10 protein-coding genes are annotated in these 17,713 nt (G+C 52.9%); 2 read left to right on the forward strand and 8 right to left on the reverse strand.

What is annotated here, in order from left to right; translation table 11 throughout:
• Nucleotides 1-537: 537 nt before the first annotated feature.
• Entirely contained in the window at nucleotides 538-3,309 is a 2,772-nt protein-coding gene (locus NXS13_RS09250) for an exo-alpha-sialidase (protein ID WP_259289661.1), read from the forward strand.
• A 101-nt stretch (nucleotides 3,310-3,410) separates the two neighbouring features.
• Here NXS13_RS09250 and NXS13_RS09255 read toward each other — a convergent pair whose 3' ends face one another.
• From NXS13_RS09255 to NXS13_RS09285, 7 genes are all read right to left on the reverse strand, one after another.
• A complete protein-coding gene (locus NXS13_RS09255) occupies nucleotides 3,411-3,947 on the reverse strand; it encodes an NUDIX domain-containing protein (protein ID WP_259080353.1) in 537 nt (178 codons plus the stop codon).
• On the reverse strand, nucleotides 3,934-4,065 hold the full coding sequence (locus NXS13_RS09260; RefSeq protein ID WP_259080351.1) for a hypothetical protein: 132 nt from the start codon (nucleotides 4,063-4,065) through the stop codon (nucleotides 3,934-3,936). Before NXS13_RS09260 ends, NXS13_RS09255 begins: the two co-directional genes overlap by 14 nt.
• A 45-nt stretch (nucleotides 4,066-4,110) precedes the next feature.
• Entirely contained in the window at nucleotides 4,111-5,538 is a 1,428-nt protein-coding gene (gene thrC, locus NXS13_RS09265; RefSeq protein ID WP_259158711.1) for a threonine synthase, read from the reverse strand.
• Nucleotides 5,539-5,756: 218 nt separating this feature from the next.
• Nucleotides 5,757-6,011: a hypothetical protein gene (locus NXS13_RS09270; RefSeq protein WP_259080347.1), complete on the reverse strand. Its 255-nt coding sequence runs from the start codon at nucleotides 6,009-6,011 to the stop codon at nucleotides 5,757-5,759.
• Nucleotides 6,012-6,362: 351 nt separating this feature from the next.
• The gene (locus NXS13_RS09275; RefSeq protein ID WP_259080346.1) at nucleotides 6,363-7,010 is read right to left on the reverse strand and encodes a heme oxygenase (biliverdin-producing); all 648 of its coding nucleotides are present in this window, start codon (nucleotides 7,008-7,010) and stop codon (nucleotides 6,363-6,365) included.
• Nucleotides 7,011-7,181: 171 nt separating this feature from the next.
• The gene (locus NXS13_RS09280) at nucleotides 7,182-10,325 is read right to left on the reverse strand and encodes a bifunctional [glutamine synthetase] adenylyltransferase/[glutamine synthetase]-adenylyl-L-tyrosine phosphorylase (RefSeq protein WP_259289662.1); all 3,144 of its coding nucleotides are present in this window, start codon (nucleotides 10,323-10,325) and stop codon (nucleotides 7,182-7,184) included.
• A 186-nt stretch (nucleotides 10,326-10,511) separates the two neighbouring features.
• Nucleotides 10,512-11,852, reverse strand: a complete 1,341-nt coding sequence (locus NXS13_RS09285; protein ID WP_259080341.1) for a glutamine synthetase family protein — start codon at nucleotides 11,850-11,852, stop codon at nucleotides 10,512-10,514.
• Between the two features lie 401 nt (nucleotides 11,853-12,253).
• Between NXS13_RS09285 and NXS13_RS09290 the strand changes: the two genes are divergently transcribed.
• On the forward strand, nucleotides 12,254-14,056 hold the full coding sequence (locus NXS13_RS09290) for an InlB B-repeat-containing protein (RefSeq protein WP_259289663.1): 1,803 nt from the start codon (nucleotides 12,254-12,256) through the stop codon (nucleotides 14,054-14,056).
• 2,873 nt (nucleotides 14,057-16,929) lie between these two features.
• Here NXS13_RS09290 and NXS13_RS09295 read toward each other — a convergent pair.
• Nucleotides 16,930-17,713 (reverse strand): YPDG domain-containing protein (locus NXS13_RS09295; RefSeq protein ID WP_259289664.1); only part of this gene is annotated, 784 nt, incomplete at its 5' end.

Raw genomic sequence — 17,713 nt, forward strand, 5'->3', positions numbered from 1 at the left:
GAGGGGCATCCAGAGAATTAGGGGTCTTTTTAACATGTCAAACGCTGTTTAGCGAGCTAGTTCAGCCCTGACCCCTCATAATTTTATTTGCATAATATGCAGCTTTTGACCCATTACGCTCAGTGCCCCAACCCCTTTTCTACCCCCGTAACCACGTAGTTACCCCAGAAAACCAGTCCCCACCGTCGATCTATGGAGTTTTCACCTACCCCCACCCCCACTTAACACCCCCAAGATTCTCAGCTTAAAACTGGTACACGGCACATCCCGATAGTCAATACTCCCCCGCGTTCACCTCTCATACCTGTACCAATGGGACATATATAAGACTTTTTGAGTGAAATGCTATAAAACCTATAAGTTAATAAAAATTATGACCTGTGACATCTTTCATTGGAGTTCTTCAATTGTGTTGAAGGTTATAATAAGATTCGACTTGTTAGTTAAAACATAAGACGTCAGAGGACTAACAGACATCCACAGTGCCATTGACTAGTGAGCACTATGCCTTCCTTCTCTCCAGTGAAAGGTGCCTTTATGAAAAACCAAACACGGCGCCACGCGTTGATAGCATCGCTATCCGCGCTCGCCCTCGGCTTCGGCTTGGTTCAAGCCGCCCCGAGTGCCCTCGCCGATACCTTTACCGGCATCCCAGGGCACGCCGCCAACGGGACCTATGGCTTCGATGCCAATCCCGATCCCACTGCGGACCCCTTCTTCGAAGAGCAACAGATTGCCACCGCTGGCGATAAGTACGATTGCTATCGTATTCCTGCTCTCAATACCACCAAGGACGGCGACGTCCTCGCTTCTTATGATGGTCGTCCAGCCAACTGCGGTGACGCTCCTTACCCAAATGCAATCGTGCAAAATCGCTCGACCGATAACGGTAAGACCTGGAGCGCGCAGATCGATATCGCCCCGGCAACCCTAGGCGATAAGCCCGTCGGGTATTCCGACCCGTCATATATTGTCGACCGCGAGACTGGAACCATTTTTAACTTCCACGTCAAGTCCTTCGACGCTGGCATCATCGCATCGAAGCCCGGCACGGATCCCTCTGACCGAAATATCATCCATGCCGCCTACGCTAAATCAACCGATGGTGGCCGGACGTGGATTTACGATCGTGTTATTACCCGCGATATCACCCCAGATCCTTCCTGGAAAGCTCGCTTTGCTACTTCTGGCAATGGCATCCAATTACAATACGGACGCCACAAGGGCCGCTTGATCCAGCCCGCCATGGTTATCACCAACGGTAACTACTGGAAAGCAGTCGCCTGGCTTTCCGACGACCACGGTGAGACCTGGTACGCCTCACGCCCCTGGGGCAACGGCATGGACGAGAACAAAATCGTTGAGCTCTCCAACGGCGTTTTGATGAATAACTCTCGCTCCTCCTACGGGTCCGAGCGCGCTCGCAAGATCTCCTACTCCTACGATGGTGGCTATACCTGGACGGAGCCAGAGCTCGACAATAATCTGCCCGATCCTCGCAATAACGCCTCTATCATTCGGGCCTTCCCGAATGCCCCTAAGGACTCGGCACTCGCCAAGGTTCTCCTCTTCTCCAATACCGCCTCGACGAGAGCTCGTGCCAACGGCACGATCCGCATGTCCTGCGACGATGGTCAAACGTGGCCTGTTTCCAGGGAATTCAAGCGCGAGAATATCATGTATACCAACCTGACCACTCTCGCCAACGGTGATATCGGCATACTCTGGGAAGATAACGCCCCCGGCGGAAACAATATCTACTACGGGCGCTTTAACCTCCCCTGGCTCGGAGCGAGCTGCCTCAATGTCGATAGCCCCACCAAGAGCGTTGGCGCTGGCGACAATATCACTGTTCCTGTGACCCTCACTAATACCACTGGTGTGGAAATCTTCAACCAAGCTGTTAATTTCGAAGGCCCTGCGGGCTGGACGTTTACTAGCACCCCATCTAGGGTTTCCCTCCAGCCCGGTGAGTCCACCACCGTGGAGGTCAAGGCTGTCGCTCCACTCGAGGGCAACAACGGCCTCAATGAGGTGAAGATCACGGTAGCAAACGGTCCTATCAACTCCATTGGTACCTTTGAGTTGCTCCTGCGTGATGCAACCGAAGTTGAAGTTCCTGGTCCAGGTGAATATTGGGATTTCAACGTCACCGAGCCAACAGCTTGGGCTGCTCTTACCTATCCACGCGAGAATAATGAGTGGAAAGTAGGCGAATTGGTGAACTACGAGTTCGCGATTGTCAATCCTTATTATGAGACCGCAGCTATTAAGGTCGAGCCTTCGGGCGGAGAAGGGCTCAACAACTTCGCTCGTCCCAGCGCTAGAACGTGCCGGTACTCGTCACTCAATATCATTGGTACGAAGTGCCCACTTCCCACGCACACCGTGACGGCAGAGGATCTTGAGCGAGGCTACTTCGAGACCGAAGTCACCTTCGAATACACCAATTTGGAGACCAACGAGGTCACCACTCAGACCCTCACTACTCCTCGGATTACCGTGGTGCCAGGTTCGATCATTGAACCGAATCCACGACTGGAGACGGTGCGCGCCACCATCCTTCCAGTGGGCGAACTCGCCTCTACCACAGGCGATATCACAGTGCCGGTTACGGTCCACGCAACCTCAAGCACTGGCACGATCCCTGATGGCACCGCTATCGAGCTCTACCTCAATGATGAATTGGTCAGCGAAAGCCCACTTGCAGACGGCCACGCCACCTTCTCCGTTACCGTTGCATCCGTTGAGCCGTCCGAAGAAGCTGTAACCTATTCTCTGCGGGCTCGCCCCAAGGTAACTGCAGATGATATGCGCGGTGTTGATGGAACTGGTAGCTTCAGCGTTCTACCTCGCGATCGAGAGATGAAGAATACCTCCATTACACTCGGAGAACTCGCAGATCTTCCGGTGGGTTCAGTAAAGGATAACCGTATTCTCGTCAGCGCCAAGGTCCAGCACAACGGTGAAGATGCTGCCGATGAAGAAGTCACCTTCTCCTCGTCAGGATCAACGGTATCTGTTCGCACCAACTCCGAAGGTGTCGCACTGACCTACCTCACCATTGCAGAGCTCGGCCAGTTAATCACTGAAAATACCCGTGTCGAGGTTACCGCTGCAGTCGCTGCTCGCGATACTGCTTCGGCGAACTACGAGGCAGCCGAAACCACTGGCAGCTTCTTGGTCACCCCGAAGGATGTTCAAGAAGAACCCGCTTCCGTTGATTGGGGCGCGATCCTAGGTGGCATTGCTACAGTGATCGCTCTGATCAGCGCTGTCTTCGCCGCATTCGCCGCAAACCTCTTCTAGGAGAACAGGCGATAGCACAGACAGTTATTAAGGGCGGGGCTCTAAGAAAATCTTCTTAGTGCCCCGCCCTTATAGTCTTGATCATTAGGAAGATTCTTCAACTAGCGTGCCCGGTCGCGCTTGACATAGCCCATTCGCGGTTTGAACCCCTCTGGCCTGCGCAATTGCGCCACCGCATCACCAATTACGAGACGAAAACGCGGCTGCATCCTCGGCATCTGCATCACTGAGAACCACCCAACCTCGGTGGTTTCATCATCATTGACCACAGGGACCTCATCGCCGATAACAGACAGGCGCATGGCTGTATCCATAAAGGTGCACTTATCACCATTGGGGTATTCAATAGGCTGGGTAGCGCCCACCCCCAAAAGAGCTTCGACGCGCACATCTATCCCAGTTTCTTCCTTCACCTCACGAATAGCGGCGTGATGAGGTTGCTCCCCCGGCTCACAGATCCCTGTAACCGGAGTCCACTGGCCATCATCGGCTCGCTTGATCAGTAAAACTTCCGGCACCGCGTGGATAGGCGCCCCAGGAGGTACATCCTTGATCACCACAGCGGTGACCCCAGGAAGCCACAACATCTCATGGCCAACCGATTGTCTTAAGTGGTGGATAAAATCAGGCGTCGCCATCGGGTGATTCTTCCCCCTCCTCTTGCTGCTTACGGGCATCGGCGAGGAATTTCTTCGCAAATGCCTCGGGATCGAAATCAGTAAAATACTCGTCTGGGGCGGTGCGTTCGAGTGACATATCAAACCCTTTCCACTCTGCTTGAAAGTGATGGAGGTGGTCGGTTTAGGCGTGCTGCGCGATGAATTGCTTGACGCGCTCAGCATCATTGGGAAGATCGACAACGCGGCGCTCGGCTTGCATAATTTGGCGGAAACGCTCCGGCATTTCTGGATCTTTCCCGATGGCCTCGTTGATGGTACTGGCAAATTTCACAGGCAAAGCCGTCTCTAAACAAATAATCGGTGTGGTGATTTGATCGGCCCAATCGAGAGCCACTTTGAGACCATCCGCGGTATGTGGATCGATCAGCACGCCATAACGCTCATGGCATAGGCGAATGGTTTCTACACGATCGCTGTGGGTGGAGCGTCCGGAACGGAAACCATAGTGTCCGGTAACAGATTTCAGCGCCGCATCATCGATCAGCGAGAAGCCACCTTTTTGAACCTGGGTTCCAAAGAGCTCAGCGATGCGCTCGGCATCTCTGCCTAAGAGATCGAAGATAAAACGCTCAAAATTGCTCGCCCTCGAAATATCCATGGACGGCGAGGAGGTCTCTAGAGTGTCGGCTGCGGAGCGCACCCGATAGTTTCCGGTACGGAAGAATTCATCAAGGACATCGTTTTCATTGGTGGCCACGATGAGTGAATCGATGGGAAGCCCCATTTGACGCGCCACGTGGCCGGCACAGATATCTCCGAAATTACCGGTTGGCACGCTAAACGATACCTTTTCGGAATTCGACGATGTCACCGTGAGATAGCACGAAATATAATAAACAATTTGGGCCATTAACCGCGCCCAGTTAATCGAGTTCACCGCTCCGATGCGGTATCTTGCCTTAAATTCAGCATCACGCGAGACAGCTTTGACCACATCTTGGCAATCATCGAAAACACCATCGAGGGCGATATTGAAAATATTTGGGTCATCGAGTCCAAACATTTGAGCTTGCTGGAAGGGAGTCATGCGCCCCTTCGGGGTTAGCATGAAGACCTTGATTCCCTTGCGCCCGCGCATGGCGTATTCGGCCGCGGACCCGGTATCACCTGAGGTCGCTCCAAGAATATTGAGATGATCTCCGCGACGGGCAAGCTCGTACTCAAAAAGCTCACCGAGCAATTGCATTGCCATATCTTTAAAGGCCGCCGTGGGTCCTTCAGATAAGTGCCCAATATAAAGGCCCTCATCTAATGTGGTCACCGGAACAATCTCGGGTGAGGAGAACTTCGGGTGTGTATAAGCCCTGGCAGCGATCTGTCGTAGATCCGCTTCGGGAATATCATCAATAAAGATGGGAAGAATCTCAGCCGCGAGAGCTGCGTAGCCCTCATCGCTGAGAATGCTCCGCCACGTGGTGAGTGTCTCATCGGTGATCTGAGGGTATTTGTCTGGCAGGTAGAGGCCACCATCAGGGGCAAGGCCACCGAGGAGGATATCGCAGAACTTCTTGGGCTCGCGCTGAGGGTCGCGGGTCGAGATATAGTGCATGACTTTTAGCGTAGCGTCAAACTAGCCAAAGTTGGTATCCCACGGTATTTATTTTTCTCGCTAGCCCACAAACGAAAAATTCCGACTTATTGCAGCGGAACAAAACCGCGAGATCTATCACCTATTATTTGGTCCGCGTAGAACTTGTTGGTAGTTGTTTTTCGTTGCATTACCCTCTTGACTCTCTAGGCGGGTTAAAAAGGAGATATTTCCTGATTTTATCCTCGCCGGTTTTTTAAAGCATCAATCAAAGCGTTCACCGCAGTATCACCTAGGCTGACGGGGTCAAACACTTGAGTTGGCTCCGCTTGAGGGTGAGAGGTGTGCGGGTTATTAATGCGCGCCACTAATTGTTGGTCCTCCAGAACAAGTTCGGCTGAGGGCTTCATCCCGCTGGCTTCAACAGCTCGCATAAATGCGCGTAGTTGTTCGAGGGTGCATTGGTTGAGGTCGAGAGTAAATGTGAGCGCCATTCTATTTCCTTATAGTCTTGGGGTTGAGCAGGTTATTCGCCGGTGGCGATGGCTTCCACTATAAGCGAGTTGAAGTGGGTAAAACATCAGGGAATCCCCCTATTTTCCACGACCGTGTTTTCCACCGCGTTCTCACTGATACGTAGCTGCTCTGGCGGTAAGGAGATATGAGTAAAGCGCAGTCAGAAGATGCATCATCGTGCTTTGACTGCGCTCACGTACTGGCGTTGACCCTCAAGGAACTAGACCACTGACACATACCTGCTGCGCGGGTAATATAACAGCTCCCCTTTTTTCAAAGACAGAATTGCTTGTGGCCGAATCGTCGCAGCCTAGCGACCTCAAAGGATCCTAACGGACAACCCGATCGAGATCCGCGAAGAGATTGTGATTAAAAACGAAAGCGTCGCTAGCTTCACGCACCAAACGGTCGCGGTCATCGGCTGTGAGGTTGAGGGTATCTAGTTCCTCACGGTAGCGGTCCTTATACGGCTTGAGCTTGGCAATCTCAGGGAAGGCATAGAAGGTCAAGGCTTCATGGCCGATATTGTACTGGCGTGACATCATCCGTGCGATGACTTGGCCGCCCGAGAGATCGCCGAGGTAACGGACGTAGTGGTGCGCCACCAGGCGCGGGCCGTCAAGGGTATCACGAATATCATGAAGCCTCGCAATATACTCATTTGTTGCTGGCAGCGGGCGGATCTGAGACTTCCACGTGGCACCGGTGAGCACTTCAAGATCTTTGGCAAGCTTGTCAGTGCGGTTGAGAACTGGATCTAACAGCGCCCCGGCGAAACCACTCTCACGGATTGCATCTGTTGCCTCTTCTAAAGCTTGGTAGAAGAGATATGCCTGCTGTTGTAGGGCGATAAAAGCGGCTTGATTGAGGTTTCCACCAATGAGGTCGTCCATATAGGACGAGTGTTCCGCTTGTTCGTGAGCGGCTGCCGTTGATGACTTCAATTCGGCAGATAGTGGGGCCGTGGTGGTGGTCATGGAGCTCCTTTTGGTTGAAATAGTGCGAGTAATGCTGGAATCTGTGTCAGCCAAACCTCGTGGACCATGAGCTGACAATCCTACGCTAGCCTAACTTAGGTAAGCCTTCATTACTATCATCTCTTTGGTTGATTCTTCCCTGCCACCAAAGGAGAAGAATCAGCCCGTTAATTAGTCTTGGTGATCTCCTAAAGACTCGCCCCAAAATACTTCGTCGACAATATTGTGCGCCCTGCGCGTTAGCTTTAAATATTCTTCTAAGAAACCCTGGGAATCCTCCGGATCCCACCCTGCAGCGCCTGCCACCTGGGCTAAACCAGGACCGGGAGGAGGGAGTTGATCGGCGCGTTTGCCGCGTACGAGGACCGTGGCATTGCGAGCATTCGTAGCCATGGTCCACGCATCAACGAGCTGGCTAACCTTCGCTGGACTAATGAGCTGGTGCCTAGCAATAACCTCCAGAGCCTTAAGGGTCGAGGGGGTTTTTAGATCTGGATAGGCATCAGCATGCATCAAGGTCAATAACTGCACAGTCCACTCGATATCACCCAAACCACCCCGCCCGAGCTTTGTGTGGGTGTGGCGATCGGCCCCGCGCGGGAGGCGCTCATGGTCAATTCGTGCTTTCATGCGGCGGATATCGCGAATCACGGACTGATCCACCCCGCCATCGGGATAGCGGAAACGATCGACCATAGCGATGAAATCTGAGCCTAATTCTGCATCCCCCGCTACCCAGCGCGCCCGTAATAGAGCTTGGATCTCCCAGGTCTCACCCCACCGAGAATAATACTGGTAATAGCTTTCCAAGGTACGAACAACTGCGCCCGAGCGCCCCTCAGGGCGAAGACCAAGATCGACATCCAAGGGTGGATCACCGGAGGGTTTAGCCAATCGCTTGCGCATCCTTTCACATACCCCACCAGCCCATCGGAGAGCCTCATGCTCATCGGATCCGTCGTTCGCGGCAGATACAAACATCACATCTGCATCAGACCCATAACCTAACTCAGCACCACCTAGACGCCCCATCCCGATGACTGCGATTCGTGCGGGCACCACTCCATCGGGAGGCATACTAGCGGCAATCTCTGCCTGTAAGGCCGCCTCGAGCACGGCTGTCCACACTCCGGATAATGCTTGGCATACCTCTACAACTTCCATCAATCCCAGAAGATCTGCACTAGCAATACGGGCTAATTCACTGCGCCGTAAACTCCGCGCGACCTGGATTGCTCGCTCGGGATGCGTCTGGCGCGCAGCGGCGCGCACTAAGGCCTGAGAAACACTACCGGGTTTAACCTCGAGGAGTTTCGGCCCCGTCGCCCCATCGCCGAGCTGTTTGATGATATCAGGGGCGGAAATAATGAGTTCAGCGGTAAAGGGAGAATTGCCGAAGATATGCATCAACCTTTTGCCCACAATTCCCTCGTCGCGTAAAAGCCGCAGGAACCAGGTGCGATGCATAGCCTGTTCTGAGAGCTTCCTGTAGTTCAGCAGCCCTGCGTCAGGGTCGGCGCTACCACTCAGCCACTCCAGGAGAGTGGGAAGGAGCATCGCCTGAATCTTAGCGCGCCTAGTATTTCCAGCTGCGAGCGCTTTGAGGTGTTCGAATGCCCGCGCAGGTGATTTATAGCCAAGAGCGGCCAACTGCAGCTGCGCTGCCTCTGGGGATAATTTGATCTGATCAACGGAAAGGTTGACCACCGAATCAAGCAGTGGGCGATAAAAAAGCTGACGGTGCAATGTGGAGATTTTCAAACGTACCGTGCGCAACTCTTCTAGCATCGCACCCGTGGAGCTAGTGGTGCGGCTATTAAGCAGGGAGGATTGAAATCCTGCTGCTCGCGCCAGCCAGCGCAGCGCATGCTTCTGCTCAGCAGCTGGCAGAGTATGGGTCCGCCTGACTTTCTGCAATTGAAGGCGATGTTCTAAAAGCCGAAGAAATTCATAGCACTGGATGAGCGATCTTCCGTCTTCGCGGCCAATATAGCCTCCGGTTATCAGCGCATGAAGGGCATCGACGGTAGCAAGGGTTCTCAAGCTTTCATCGGAGCGACCGTGAACTAATTGGAGGAGCTGGACAGCGAATTCCACATCGCGCAAACCTCCCTCCCCCAGTTTGAGTTCGCGCTCCTTAAGCTCGTCGGGGACATTATCTAAAACGCGACGCCGCATTGCTTGAATATCACCGACGAAATCCTCCCGTTGGCTAGCCGACCACACCATCGGTGAGAGCTGCTCACTATAGGCATGTCCTAAGGCCATATTTCCCGTCATGGGGCGATGCTTGAGAAGGGCCTGAAATTCCCAGGTCTGCGCCCAGCGCGAATAATAAGAACGATGGGATTCCAGGGTGCGCACCAAAGCGCCGCGTTTGCCCTCGGGGCGCAGGGCAGCATCGACGTCGAAGAAACACCGACAGCCGGTCCGAATAAGCTCGCTGGCGGTGCGGGTGGCATGGGTATTGGCTGGCTCAGCAACAAAGATGACATCAACATCAGAGATATAGTTCAATTCCCTAGCACCGCATTTACCCATGGCCATCACCGCCAGCCTGCTGTCTACGGGAAGATCCTTATAAACAGATCGCACCGCAACAGCGAGCGCTGCCGTGAGAGCGGCATCCGCGAGATCACTGAGTTGGTGGGTAATCGTGCGAAATTCTATGCGCGGTTGGGATCTCTTCCCGCTTTTTCCTGCAAAAGTCCCCGCCACATCGTGCGCGGCTATCCTCATGAGCAGGCCGGTATAGGCGGTGCTTAAGGCACGCTCGGCTGATTGCCCTGCGAAGGCTGCCCGATAGGTGCCCGGCCTATCGAGAGAAGTCGTGGCGGGATCTATATACTCGTCACCTTCCTCCACCTCGATCTCAGCTGGTTGCGCCTCAACGACACTTAAAAGAGTATGGAACATCTCTGTGCGCGTGGGGGCCTCGTTGGCGAGACTTGGCCACGATGCCGGGTTGGCGATGAGGTAGTCGCCCAATGCTGCCGAGGCCCCTAAAAGACAAAAAAGCCGCATCCGGAAGGTGGCGTTCTCACGGATCTGTGCTGACAGTTTCTCGCTATCGTTTTCTTTCTCTTTCAGGTCTTTTAGCGCGGCGAAAAGCCTTACCAAGGAGTTGAGTGCCAGCTGCGGGTCTCCCACACCACCTAAATCCCACAAAATATCGAGCGATTGCTCGTTCCACCAGCCAAGATCGAGAAGGTCTTGGTGCGCATGCGGGCCACTCAAACTCAGCACTGCCAGTGATGGGAGTGCTGAGCGCGCTGCAGCGATATGGGATATGGGGGTGTGTTGGCTCGTATTCATTGCGAATAGTCTTTCTTTGCCTGGGGCTGGGCTGGGCTGGTGCTAGGCTGGGCCTGGGGCTGGGTGAAGAAGAGAGTGGTTATACTGCATCCCTGTTGACCCAGTCGTCCCAGCAGTTCCAATCGCCTCTGTCGCTCTTGTGGTTCTCATTGGCTCTGTCGACCCTGCCCTTTGTGCCGAGAGAAACTAGAACATGAGACTGTGCTTTAGTTCCCAGCTAGTGATCTGACGCTGATAGTCATGCCATTCGCTCCACTTATTGCGGAGGAAATACTCGAAAACATGCTCACCTAAAATATCGGCCACAAATTCCGAACGCTCCATCGTACGCAGCGCTTGGTCGAGGGAACCAGGAAGATCACGGTAGCCCAAAGCGATACGCTCGCGGCGGCTCAGCGCTGCAATATCATCCTCAGCAGGCTCAATGAGTTCATAGCCTTCACGGATACCCTTCAATCCAGCCCCTAAAAGAACCGCGAAGGCAAGATAGGGATTCGATGCTGAATCTGGGGTTCTAATCTCAACCCTGCGTGATTGTTCCTTAGCCAACCGGTAGGTGGGCACCCTCACCATTGCTGAGCGATTACTCACCCCCCACGTCGCGGCGGTGGGCGCCTCATTACCGAAGAGCAGGCGCTTATAAGAATTAGTCCACTGATTAGTGATCGCTGAGATCTCATGGGCGTGGGTTAAAATGCCGGCAATAAAATGCTTCGCAGTCTGCGAAAGCGAATACTCATCATCAGGATCATGGAAAGCATTGACATCACCTTCAAACAACGACATATGCGTATGCATAGCAGAACCCGCATGATCTCTAAAAGGCTTGGGCATGAAGGTAGCACCCACCCCATTGCGCTGGGCTATAAGCTTGATTAAATAGCGAAACGTCATAATCGAATCCGCCATAGTGAGAATATCCGCGTGACGGAGGTCAATCTCTTGCTGCCCAGGAGCGGTCTCATGATGAGAAAACTCCACTGGAATACCAATCTCCTCCAAAGCAATCATCGCATCACGACGAAACTGTGGAGCGATATTATAGCTCGACTGATCAAAATACCCACCGTTATCCGTAGGCACAGGAGACTGCCCATCAACTCTCAGTTCTTCCACGAGGAAAAACTCCAACTCCGGACTCACCGCACACTCAAACCCCTCCTCCGCAGCAGCGCGTACCTGCCGACGCAATACCTGGCGGGGATCCGCACACGACGCCTTCCCATCAGGGGTGAGAATATCGCAGAACATACGCGCAGCCTGAAAACGCGAATCCTCGCCGTTGAAAGGCAAAAGCTGAAATGTTGAAGGATCAGGCATCGCGATAGTATCGGACTCCGATACTCGACTAAAACCCTCGATCGCTGACCCATCAAAACCAATACCCTCAGCAAACCCAGACTCGAGCTCCGCTGGGGCCACAGCCACCGATTTTAAAGAACCAATGATATCGGTAAACCACAAACGCACAATCCTAATATCGCGCTCTTCTAAGGTACGCAGCACATATTCCTGTTGAGAATCCATGAACAATAGCTTAACGCCTGTCGTGGGTAACCTCAGCGCCGAAGCGGGAAAATCTCACCGCTTAAGCTGCCATGGCCCCTCAATCCCACTATCTGTGAAATGAGCACCATCTTATTATCTGCACGTTGCGTGCAATCCATCGCTAGCGTACTCAAGATTGCTTCCCCGCGATTGGACTGCGCAAGCTCTTGCACCTGGTGATAGGAGCACAATTTCTTGCAGCGTGAAGTCGAGTGATTGCTCGGGACACTGCAGGCCTTAGAGCTTAGATATATAAGTTTCTCAAAATTAATTTAAGTTTCTCTCGTAAATGATGTGCTGCCTAGGTAATATCACATTTCGACGCTGTCAGCAGCAACCGAAAACTCTATGTGTCTCATACTTTCGAAAGGACAGAATCTATGAATTTTAGACCACTAAGGCGTTTGGGGGTCACAGCATGCCTCACCGTGAGCTTGGCCTCCACACACGTAACTCCTGCACTTGCTGATCCAGCAAATGACGATCCCTTTGCGATGATTGTACAGGTTCACGTCTTCAGTAACCCCTTTATCAGGCACCTAGGGTCGGATAACAAAAATACTCTAAGCCTGTATGCGCGCAACTACACCTCGTTGGCGGACAAGCAGGCTGTGGAACAGTCCGTGAATTTTACTGTCACCAGTAGAAATGATTCGTCGGTTTCTCAGACTAAGCAACTGACATATGGACATCTGGATCGTCGTCTCTATGCAGGTTTTAGTCCTGCAGGTAACTTCACCGCGACTTTTATGAATCTGCCTGATGACGATTACCAGGCTGAGCTGAACCACGACCCAGAGCGCTTCTCACTGATCTCACATGCCGTGGAACCAGGCGCACAAGGGAGCGCTGCTCTTCCACCCTTCCACCATTCCTTCATGATTGACCGTTACTGGCACGAGGGACGGTGCTCCTCTGCGTTGGTTCAGTCGAATGATTTTGGCACTGAGTGCCCTCCGTATCAGAAAAATCTTGCCATTGACAGATCGGATTATTCGTACCATTCGGGATACGCAACGATGGCTGGCGAGTGGGTTCTCGCCGCTAAGCCTCAGGGCGTCAAAATAGTCACGGATCACGGCCTCATCGAAACTGCCGGCGAGGACCCAGTCCAGGAAAAAGAGCTCTTCCCGTTCACTACCAAAGATAACTACAGTGGTTGGAGTTTTGCCGACGGTTTCGAGGAAAAAGATTCTACACCAGGCACAACAGGCCCACTTCTGAGCACACCCGACGAAATCCCAGGCGCCTTTATCGCTTCTCCTATGTCCTACACAGGGGTCCTCTGGGGCGACTCTCTTCTCAGTGTTCCGCCGAACCCTCGCACCATTCTCACCGAACCAGTACTGAGCGCTGACGAAGAGAAATCGGGCTTAAAGTTTGCTGGATGGCAAGTGATCGAGGTCGACCGATCCACTGGAGCCGAGAATGAAGTCCAGGTTCTTAGCACCGAAGAGGCGCTACGATACCCCATCACGAAAAACACCGTTTTTAAAGCACAGTGGCACACCACCGATCAGGTCACCCCAATCGGTCAGGTCACCGCGACCTTCAGCGCTAACCCCGAGCGCGGCCTCGTAGACGGTGCCCGTTCTCAACACTATACCGTTGACAAAGGTGCTTCCTTGGCCAGCAGCAATATCGCGGTTCCTACGGTCGTATCCCGCGAGGGCTATGTTTTCAAGGGCTGGTACACCAACGAAGCCACTGAAGAACTCATCGATAGCGACCAGATCGTTCAGCGACAACTCGATGATGACACCACGTTCTACGCCAAACTAGCCCCCATCAATGAGTGTGTCGATGGCCACACCCATGGGTCGTCCCTCTCGCCGTGGGCTTTGCCGTTGACGGCTTTGGCTCTCGGTGTCGCCTCAGTTGTTGGTCCATGGATTGCTCGTTTCACCCAATCCATCTTCGGTATGGCTGGACAGCACGCTCACCACGATAACCGGCCTGAATTCCTAAAGGAATGGGACCGTGGTGTCGGTCGAGTTGGTGAAGATCTTGATCGTGCTTTTGCTCCACTGCGTGCCGAGATGGATCGGATCGTTACACCGCTTCGACTCGAAGCTGAAAAGGCCGCTCCTGTTGCTGGCCCACTCGCGCTTCTGGGAATAGTTGGAGTCATAGCTGCGTGGTACGACCACTATTCCCGTACCAACCAAGACTGCACTTCTTAGTAGGGGAAACTCGGAGGACTTAGTGCCAACCTAGCACTGGCCCCTGCCCTTCCTCCCCACCGTAGTTTCGGCCGAGATCACAGCAGAGATCTCGGCTTTTTTCGGGACCCAAAGGGATCTAAATTGATCTCCCTGACTGGATGAGCTGTATTGATTCAGCTTTAACTGGAGCTCTTGTGCAACTGAGTTCGGGATAACTGGCGATAAGACAGATGTGTCCGCTCGTGATGTCGCCTCACTAATCGGCCTCACGCTATCGATAGTCCTCTTTTGAGAAATCACTGAAGATCTGGAAAATGTGATCTCACGCAATTCAGGCGCTTCAGCTGGCTCCAGTGAGCTGCTTTTGGCACCACGTAGGCTGCGACCGGAGGAAATAGGCTTTCTCGTAGTAAGCGTGCCGACGTCGGGGGCACACGCCGCCACCTAGACAATTTTCGCTGGTTATTACGTGCTGTCGCGTCTGGAAAGATCCATTACTGGGAGCATGCACACTTGGTGGCATCTAGCTTGGGAAGGCTCGGATGAATGTACTGAGGTCGTCTGGACGAGCTTACCCTCCGCAGCAGGCTCTGTAATCAATGCCTAGCCCCCGAACACCACTGTGTGGCGGGATCGAGGCGAACACCTGGTACGTGTAGTAAGCTCACGGCGAGCGCTTACCAGCCTTATACGACACCTCTCCTATACCACGTGGCCCTATCAGCGTGGGAAACTAGCTGCCCATCTATTTTTGGGCACGAAGTAAGACTGCGCTGGTGTTCGATGGTGGAAAACGATGCTGGTGTGAGGCGGTGCTCTCGATTCCTCATAGCGATATATTTACCCGGTCCATCGCGTATTGTCGTCCCTTATGGACAGCATTAAAGAGACGTAGGCGCTGCTCTTAGTACTAGTAAGTCATCATCGAAGATAAGGACCATAGTGGCGTTCACGAACCGTGACAGTTCGGAGTTCACGAGCAGAGGTGAACAACTAACCTTCGGAGTTAATCCATTGCTTGCAGTTCTACTGGGGCGATCAACTCACCCGCTTCACCTGGATCTATCGCAACCACTAGGTCTCTCCCTGGGAGTATCGAGTCGTACCCAGCTTAGGATGCGGGTCCCCCGTAGGGGGCCTTTCCTATTAGGAGGACTCGGGTAGCCGAACACCACGGCCTTCCCATCGAGAAAACTCAGGTGACGACATATATGCGCTCCTACCAACTTAAGTCATCACTTTTTAAAGGAAGGAGACTGAACGTCGATACATCAGGGATCACAAAATCGGACTCCAATTTATGCCTTAAACCCTCGATCACGGCCTCGTCAGGAACAGTATACTCGGCAAACGCCAACCGGCGTTTCACCAAAGCCACTGCCACTGAATTCGGCGAACTGCTGGTATCGGCAAACCGCTAGCAAACAATCCTAGCAGTACTATCGTATGCTGCATACGGCACCGAAATTTATAGAAACCCGATCTAATAGGCTCCTCCCCGGCTCAACACAGCTAAAGGGTTGACCTACCCTCCTCACTGTCACTCGCCGTCTCGGGAATAAGATAGGTGTTAAGATTTTCGATTTTCGGGAACGAGGGTTGGAGGAATTATTTGGGGCTCGCAATAAAGCGGCCATAGGAAGCGCTCATATGGATGTCCGCTAACAAGCCTTAATATTTCGTTGCGGTGGAAAACTGCTGGATCGCGGTTTTCTCAACTTGTGATGGAGCTTGGAGGGAAAAGTTAAGTAACCGGCCAAAGTCGTCCGAGAGGTCACTGCATTGCTAAACGTTTATTATTCGATGTTTAGCTGTAAGCGACTTGCGACTTATGGATGGCTGCTTCCGATACACCACGACATCATGGCAAGTGTCCTGAGATGACGCAGGGCTGACCAATTAATAGTCGCGTGGTAGATCGAATCCAACCGAAGACTTCGCGGTGGCCTGATGCAAGGCTAGGCTTAGTGGTTTTAGCGCTATCCGGCGGCCAACTTTTTAGTGCCTCAAGCAACCCGTATAGCGTACTGACAAAACTGCGGGGGTCCTACCTAGCATGGCCAGAGCCTCTACGCGCCCAAAAGGTGTCTCGATATTGCATGCTAGTGCTTACTCCGTGAAGCCGGCTCATATTCCCGGGTTTCCCCGCTGGCCCGCATCGTTGTGAAAAATGGCAACAAAATCTACCCTCCCAGGTCCTTCAACGACCCGATGATAAAGGTGGGAGCAGCCAGAAATGACCCCTTAATTTCAGAAGTTTCCGAGGCGCTATTCGAGCGCTCCCAGGACCCAATTGAATATGATCTTCGAGGAGTGCCCGAGTAGTTTGCCGAAACTGGAGGCCAACAATGCGTGGTTTTGATCCCTCCGATCTATCCGAAGGGGACCGTCACCCCCACCAACTAACCCACCTTTTTTAGGCCCCACGACCAAGTTGCGACTGCCATTGATAGTCCAAAACCTATAGTATCTTACGTCGATCTGGCGGATCCGAGGCAAGTTCGCTTACCTCTAACTCCTTCTCGGTGATCCGAACATGGGTGGCGCCTAGAAGGTGCGAACTGACGCCATCTCCGGGGGCAAGAACTTCTGGGATGCAGCAAAGTAGCCTTGGTATCCAATAAAATTACGGGATCCAGCAGACTCGGGCCGAGTGAGGGGCAGCAAATCTTAGTCCCGCGCCGGATAGAGATTGTCAATGGTACCTATATCCGCTCCGGTCTGCCCTTTCGTGCTGCTGCGCACCTAAGCTTAGCAGCCTCTCACCTATTTCAGGCGCGCCAATGTGCCAATAGACGAATGGAAAGCACCGCTCTTCTTGACGGGATTCCCGTCAAGAAGAGCGGTGCTCAATAGGAGGAAAACTACAACAGTTTTCCAAAGCTAAAGGTTTACTTTACGAAACCCTTGCCCTTGGCCATGCCCTTTTTGAGACCTGGCTTCATTGGCTCGTGCTTGGGAGCAGGAGCTGGAACGTGGAACAGACCCTGGAAGAAGGCAACGATCGCAGGGATGTTCAGGAGTAGCAGGATAGCACCTACTACACCTGCAATGATTCCAGCGATAGCACCTGGGGAGGGATCGGATGATGAACTAGAGCCTGGAGCAGGCTTATCGTTGGCATCCTTCGGGTTAGTACCCTTATCCTTCTCTTCCTGATCGGTGAAGCCGTCGTTATCGTCGTCCTCATCCTCAGAATCCTTGGTCCCATCACCATCAGTATCAAGATCGAAGTGAGCCTGAACCTTATCCTCTGAACCATCCTCATACGTCACCGTAACAGGAACGTCAACAGACTCAGCAGAATCAGCATCCAACTTGGAACCATCAACCGTAACAGTCAACTCGCCAGTCGAAGGATCGATCTCAGCAGTATATCCATCAGGAGCAGTGAAACCAGGATCAATCATGAACTTGGTGTTAGCCGGAACATCAACAGCATCACCATTAGCATCCGTGAAGGTAGGAGTCACCTTCGAAGGAGTACCAGGAACAACCAACTGCTTCTCATAAGCAGGATTCAGATCATCAGTCTGAGTACCCGTCTTAGGCTTATCGTTGGCATCCTTCGGGTTAGTACCCTTATCCTTCTCTTCCTGATCGGTGAAGCCGTCGTTATCGTCGTCCTCATCCTCAGAATCCTTGGTCCCATCACCATCAGTATCAAGATCGAAG

The sequence above is a fragment of the Corynebacterium sp. ES2730-CONJ genome (genome assembly GCF_024834055.1).
Taxonomy (GTDB): domain Bacteria; phylum Actinomycetota; class Actinomycetes; order Mycobacteriales; family Mycobacteriaceae; genus Corynebacterium.

What these genes read in the sequence shown, in the direction of transcription:
- NXS13_RS09250 (WP_259289661.1), top strand. Translation starts at nt 538, where the DNA reads ATGAAAAACCAAACACGGCGCCACGCGTTGATAGCATCGCTATCCGCG.
- NXS13_RS09280 (WP_259289662.1), bottom strand. Translation starts at nt 10,325, where the DNA reads ATGAATACGAGCCAACACACCCCCATATCCCATATCGCTGCAGCGCGC.
- thrC (WP_259158711.1), bottom strand. Translation starts at nt 5,538, where the DNA reads ATGCACTATATCTCGACCCGCGACCCTCAGCGCGAGCCCAAGAAGTTC.
- NXS13_RS09260 (WP_259080351.1), bottom strand. Translation starts at nt 4,065, where the DNA reads ATGTCACTCGAACGCACCGCCCCAGACGAGTATTTTACTGATTTCGAT.
- NXS13_RS09270 (WP_259080347.1), bottom strand. Translation starts at nt 6,011, where the DNA reads ATGGCGCTCACATTTACTCTCGACCTCAACCAATGCACCCTCGAACAA.
- NXS13_RS09285 (WP_259080341.1), bottom strand. Translation starts at nt 11,852, where the DNA reads ATGGATTCTCAACAGGAATATGTGCTGCGTACCTTAGAAGAGCGCGAT.
- NXS13_RS09255 (WP_259080353.1), bottom strand. Translation starts at nt 3,947, where the DNA reads ATGGCGACGCCTGATTTTATCCACCACTTAAGACAATCGGTTGGCCAT.
- NXS13_RS09275 (WP_259080346.1), bottom strand. Translation starts at nt 7,010, where the DNA reads ATGACCACCACCACGGCCCCACTATCTGCCGAATTGAAGTCATCAACG.
- NXS13_RS09290 (WP_259289663.1), top strand. Translation starts at nt 12,254, where the DNA reads ATGAATTTTAGACCACTAAGGCGTTTGGGGGTCACAGCATGCCTCACC.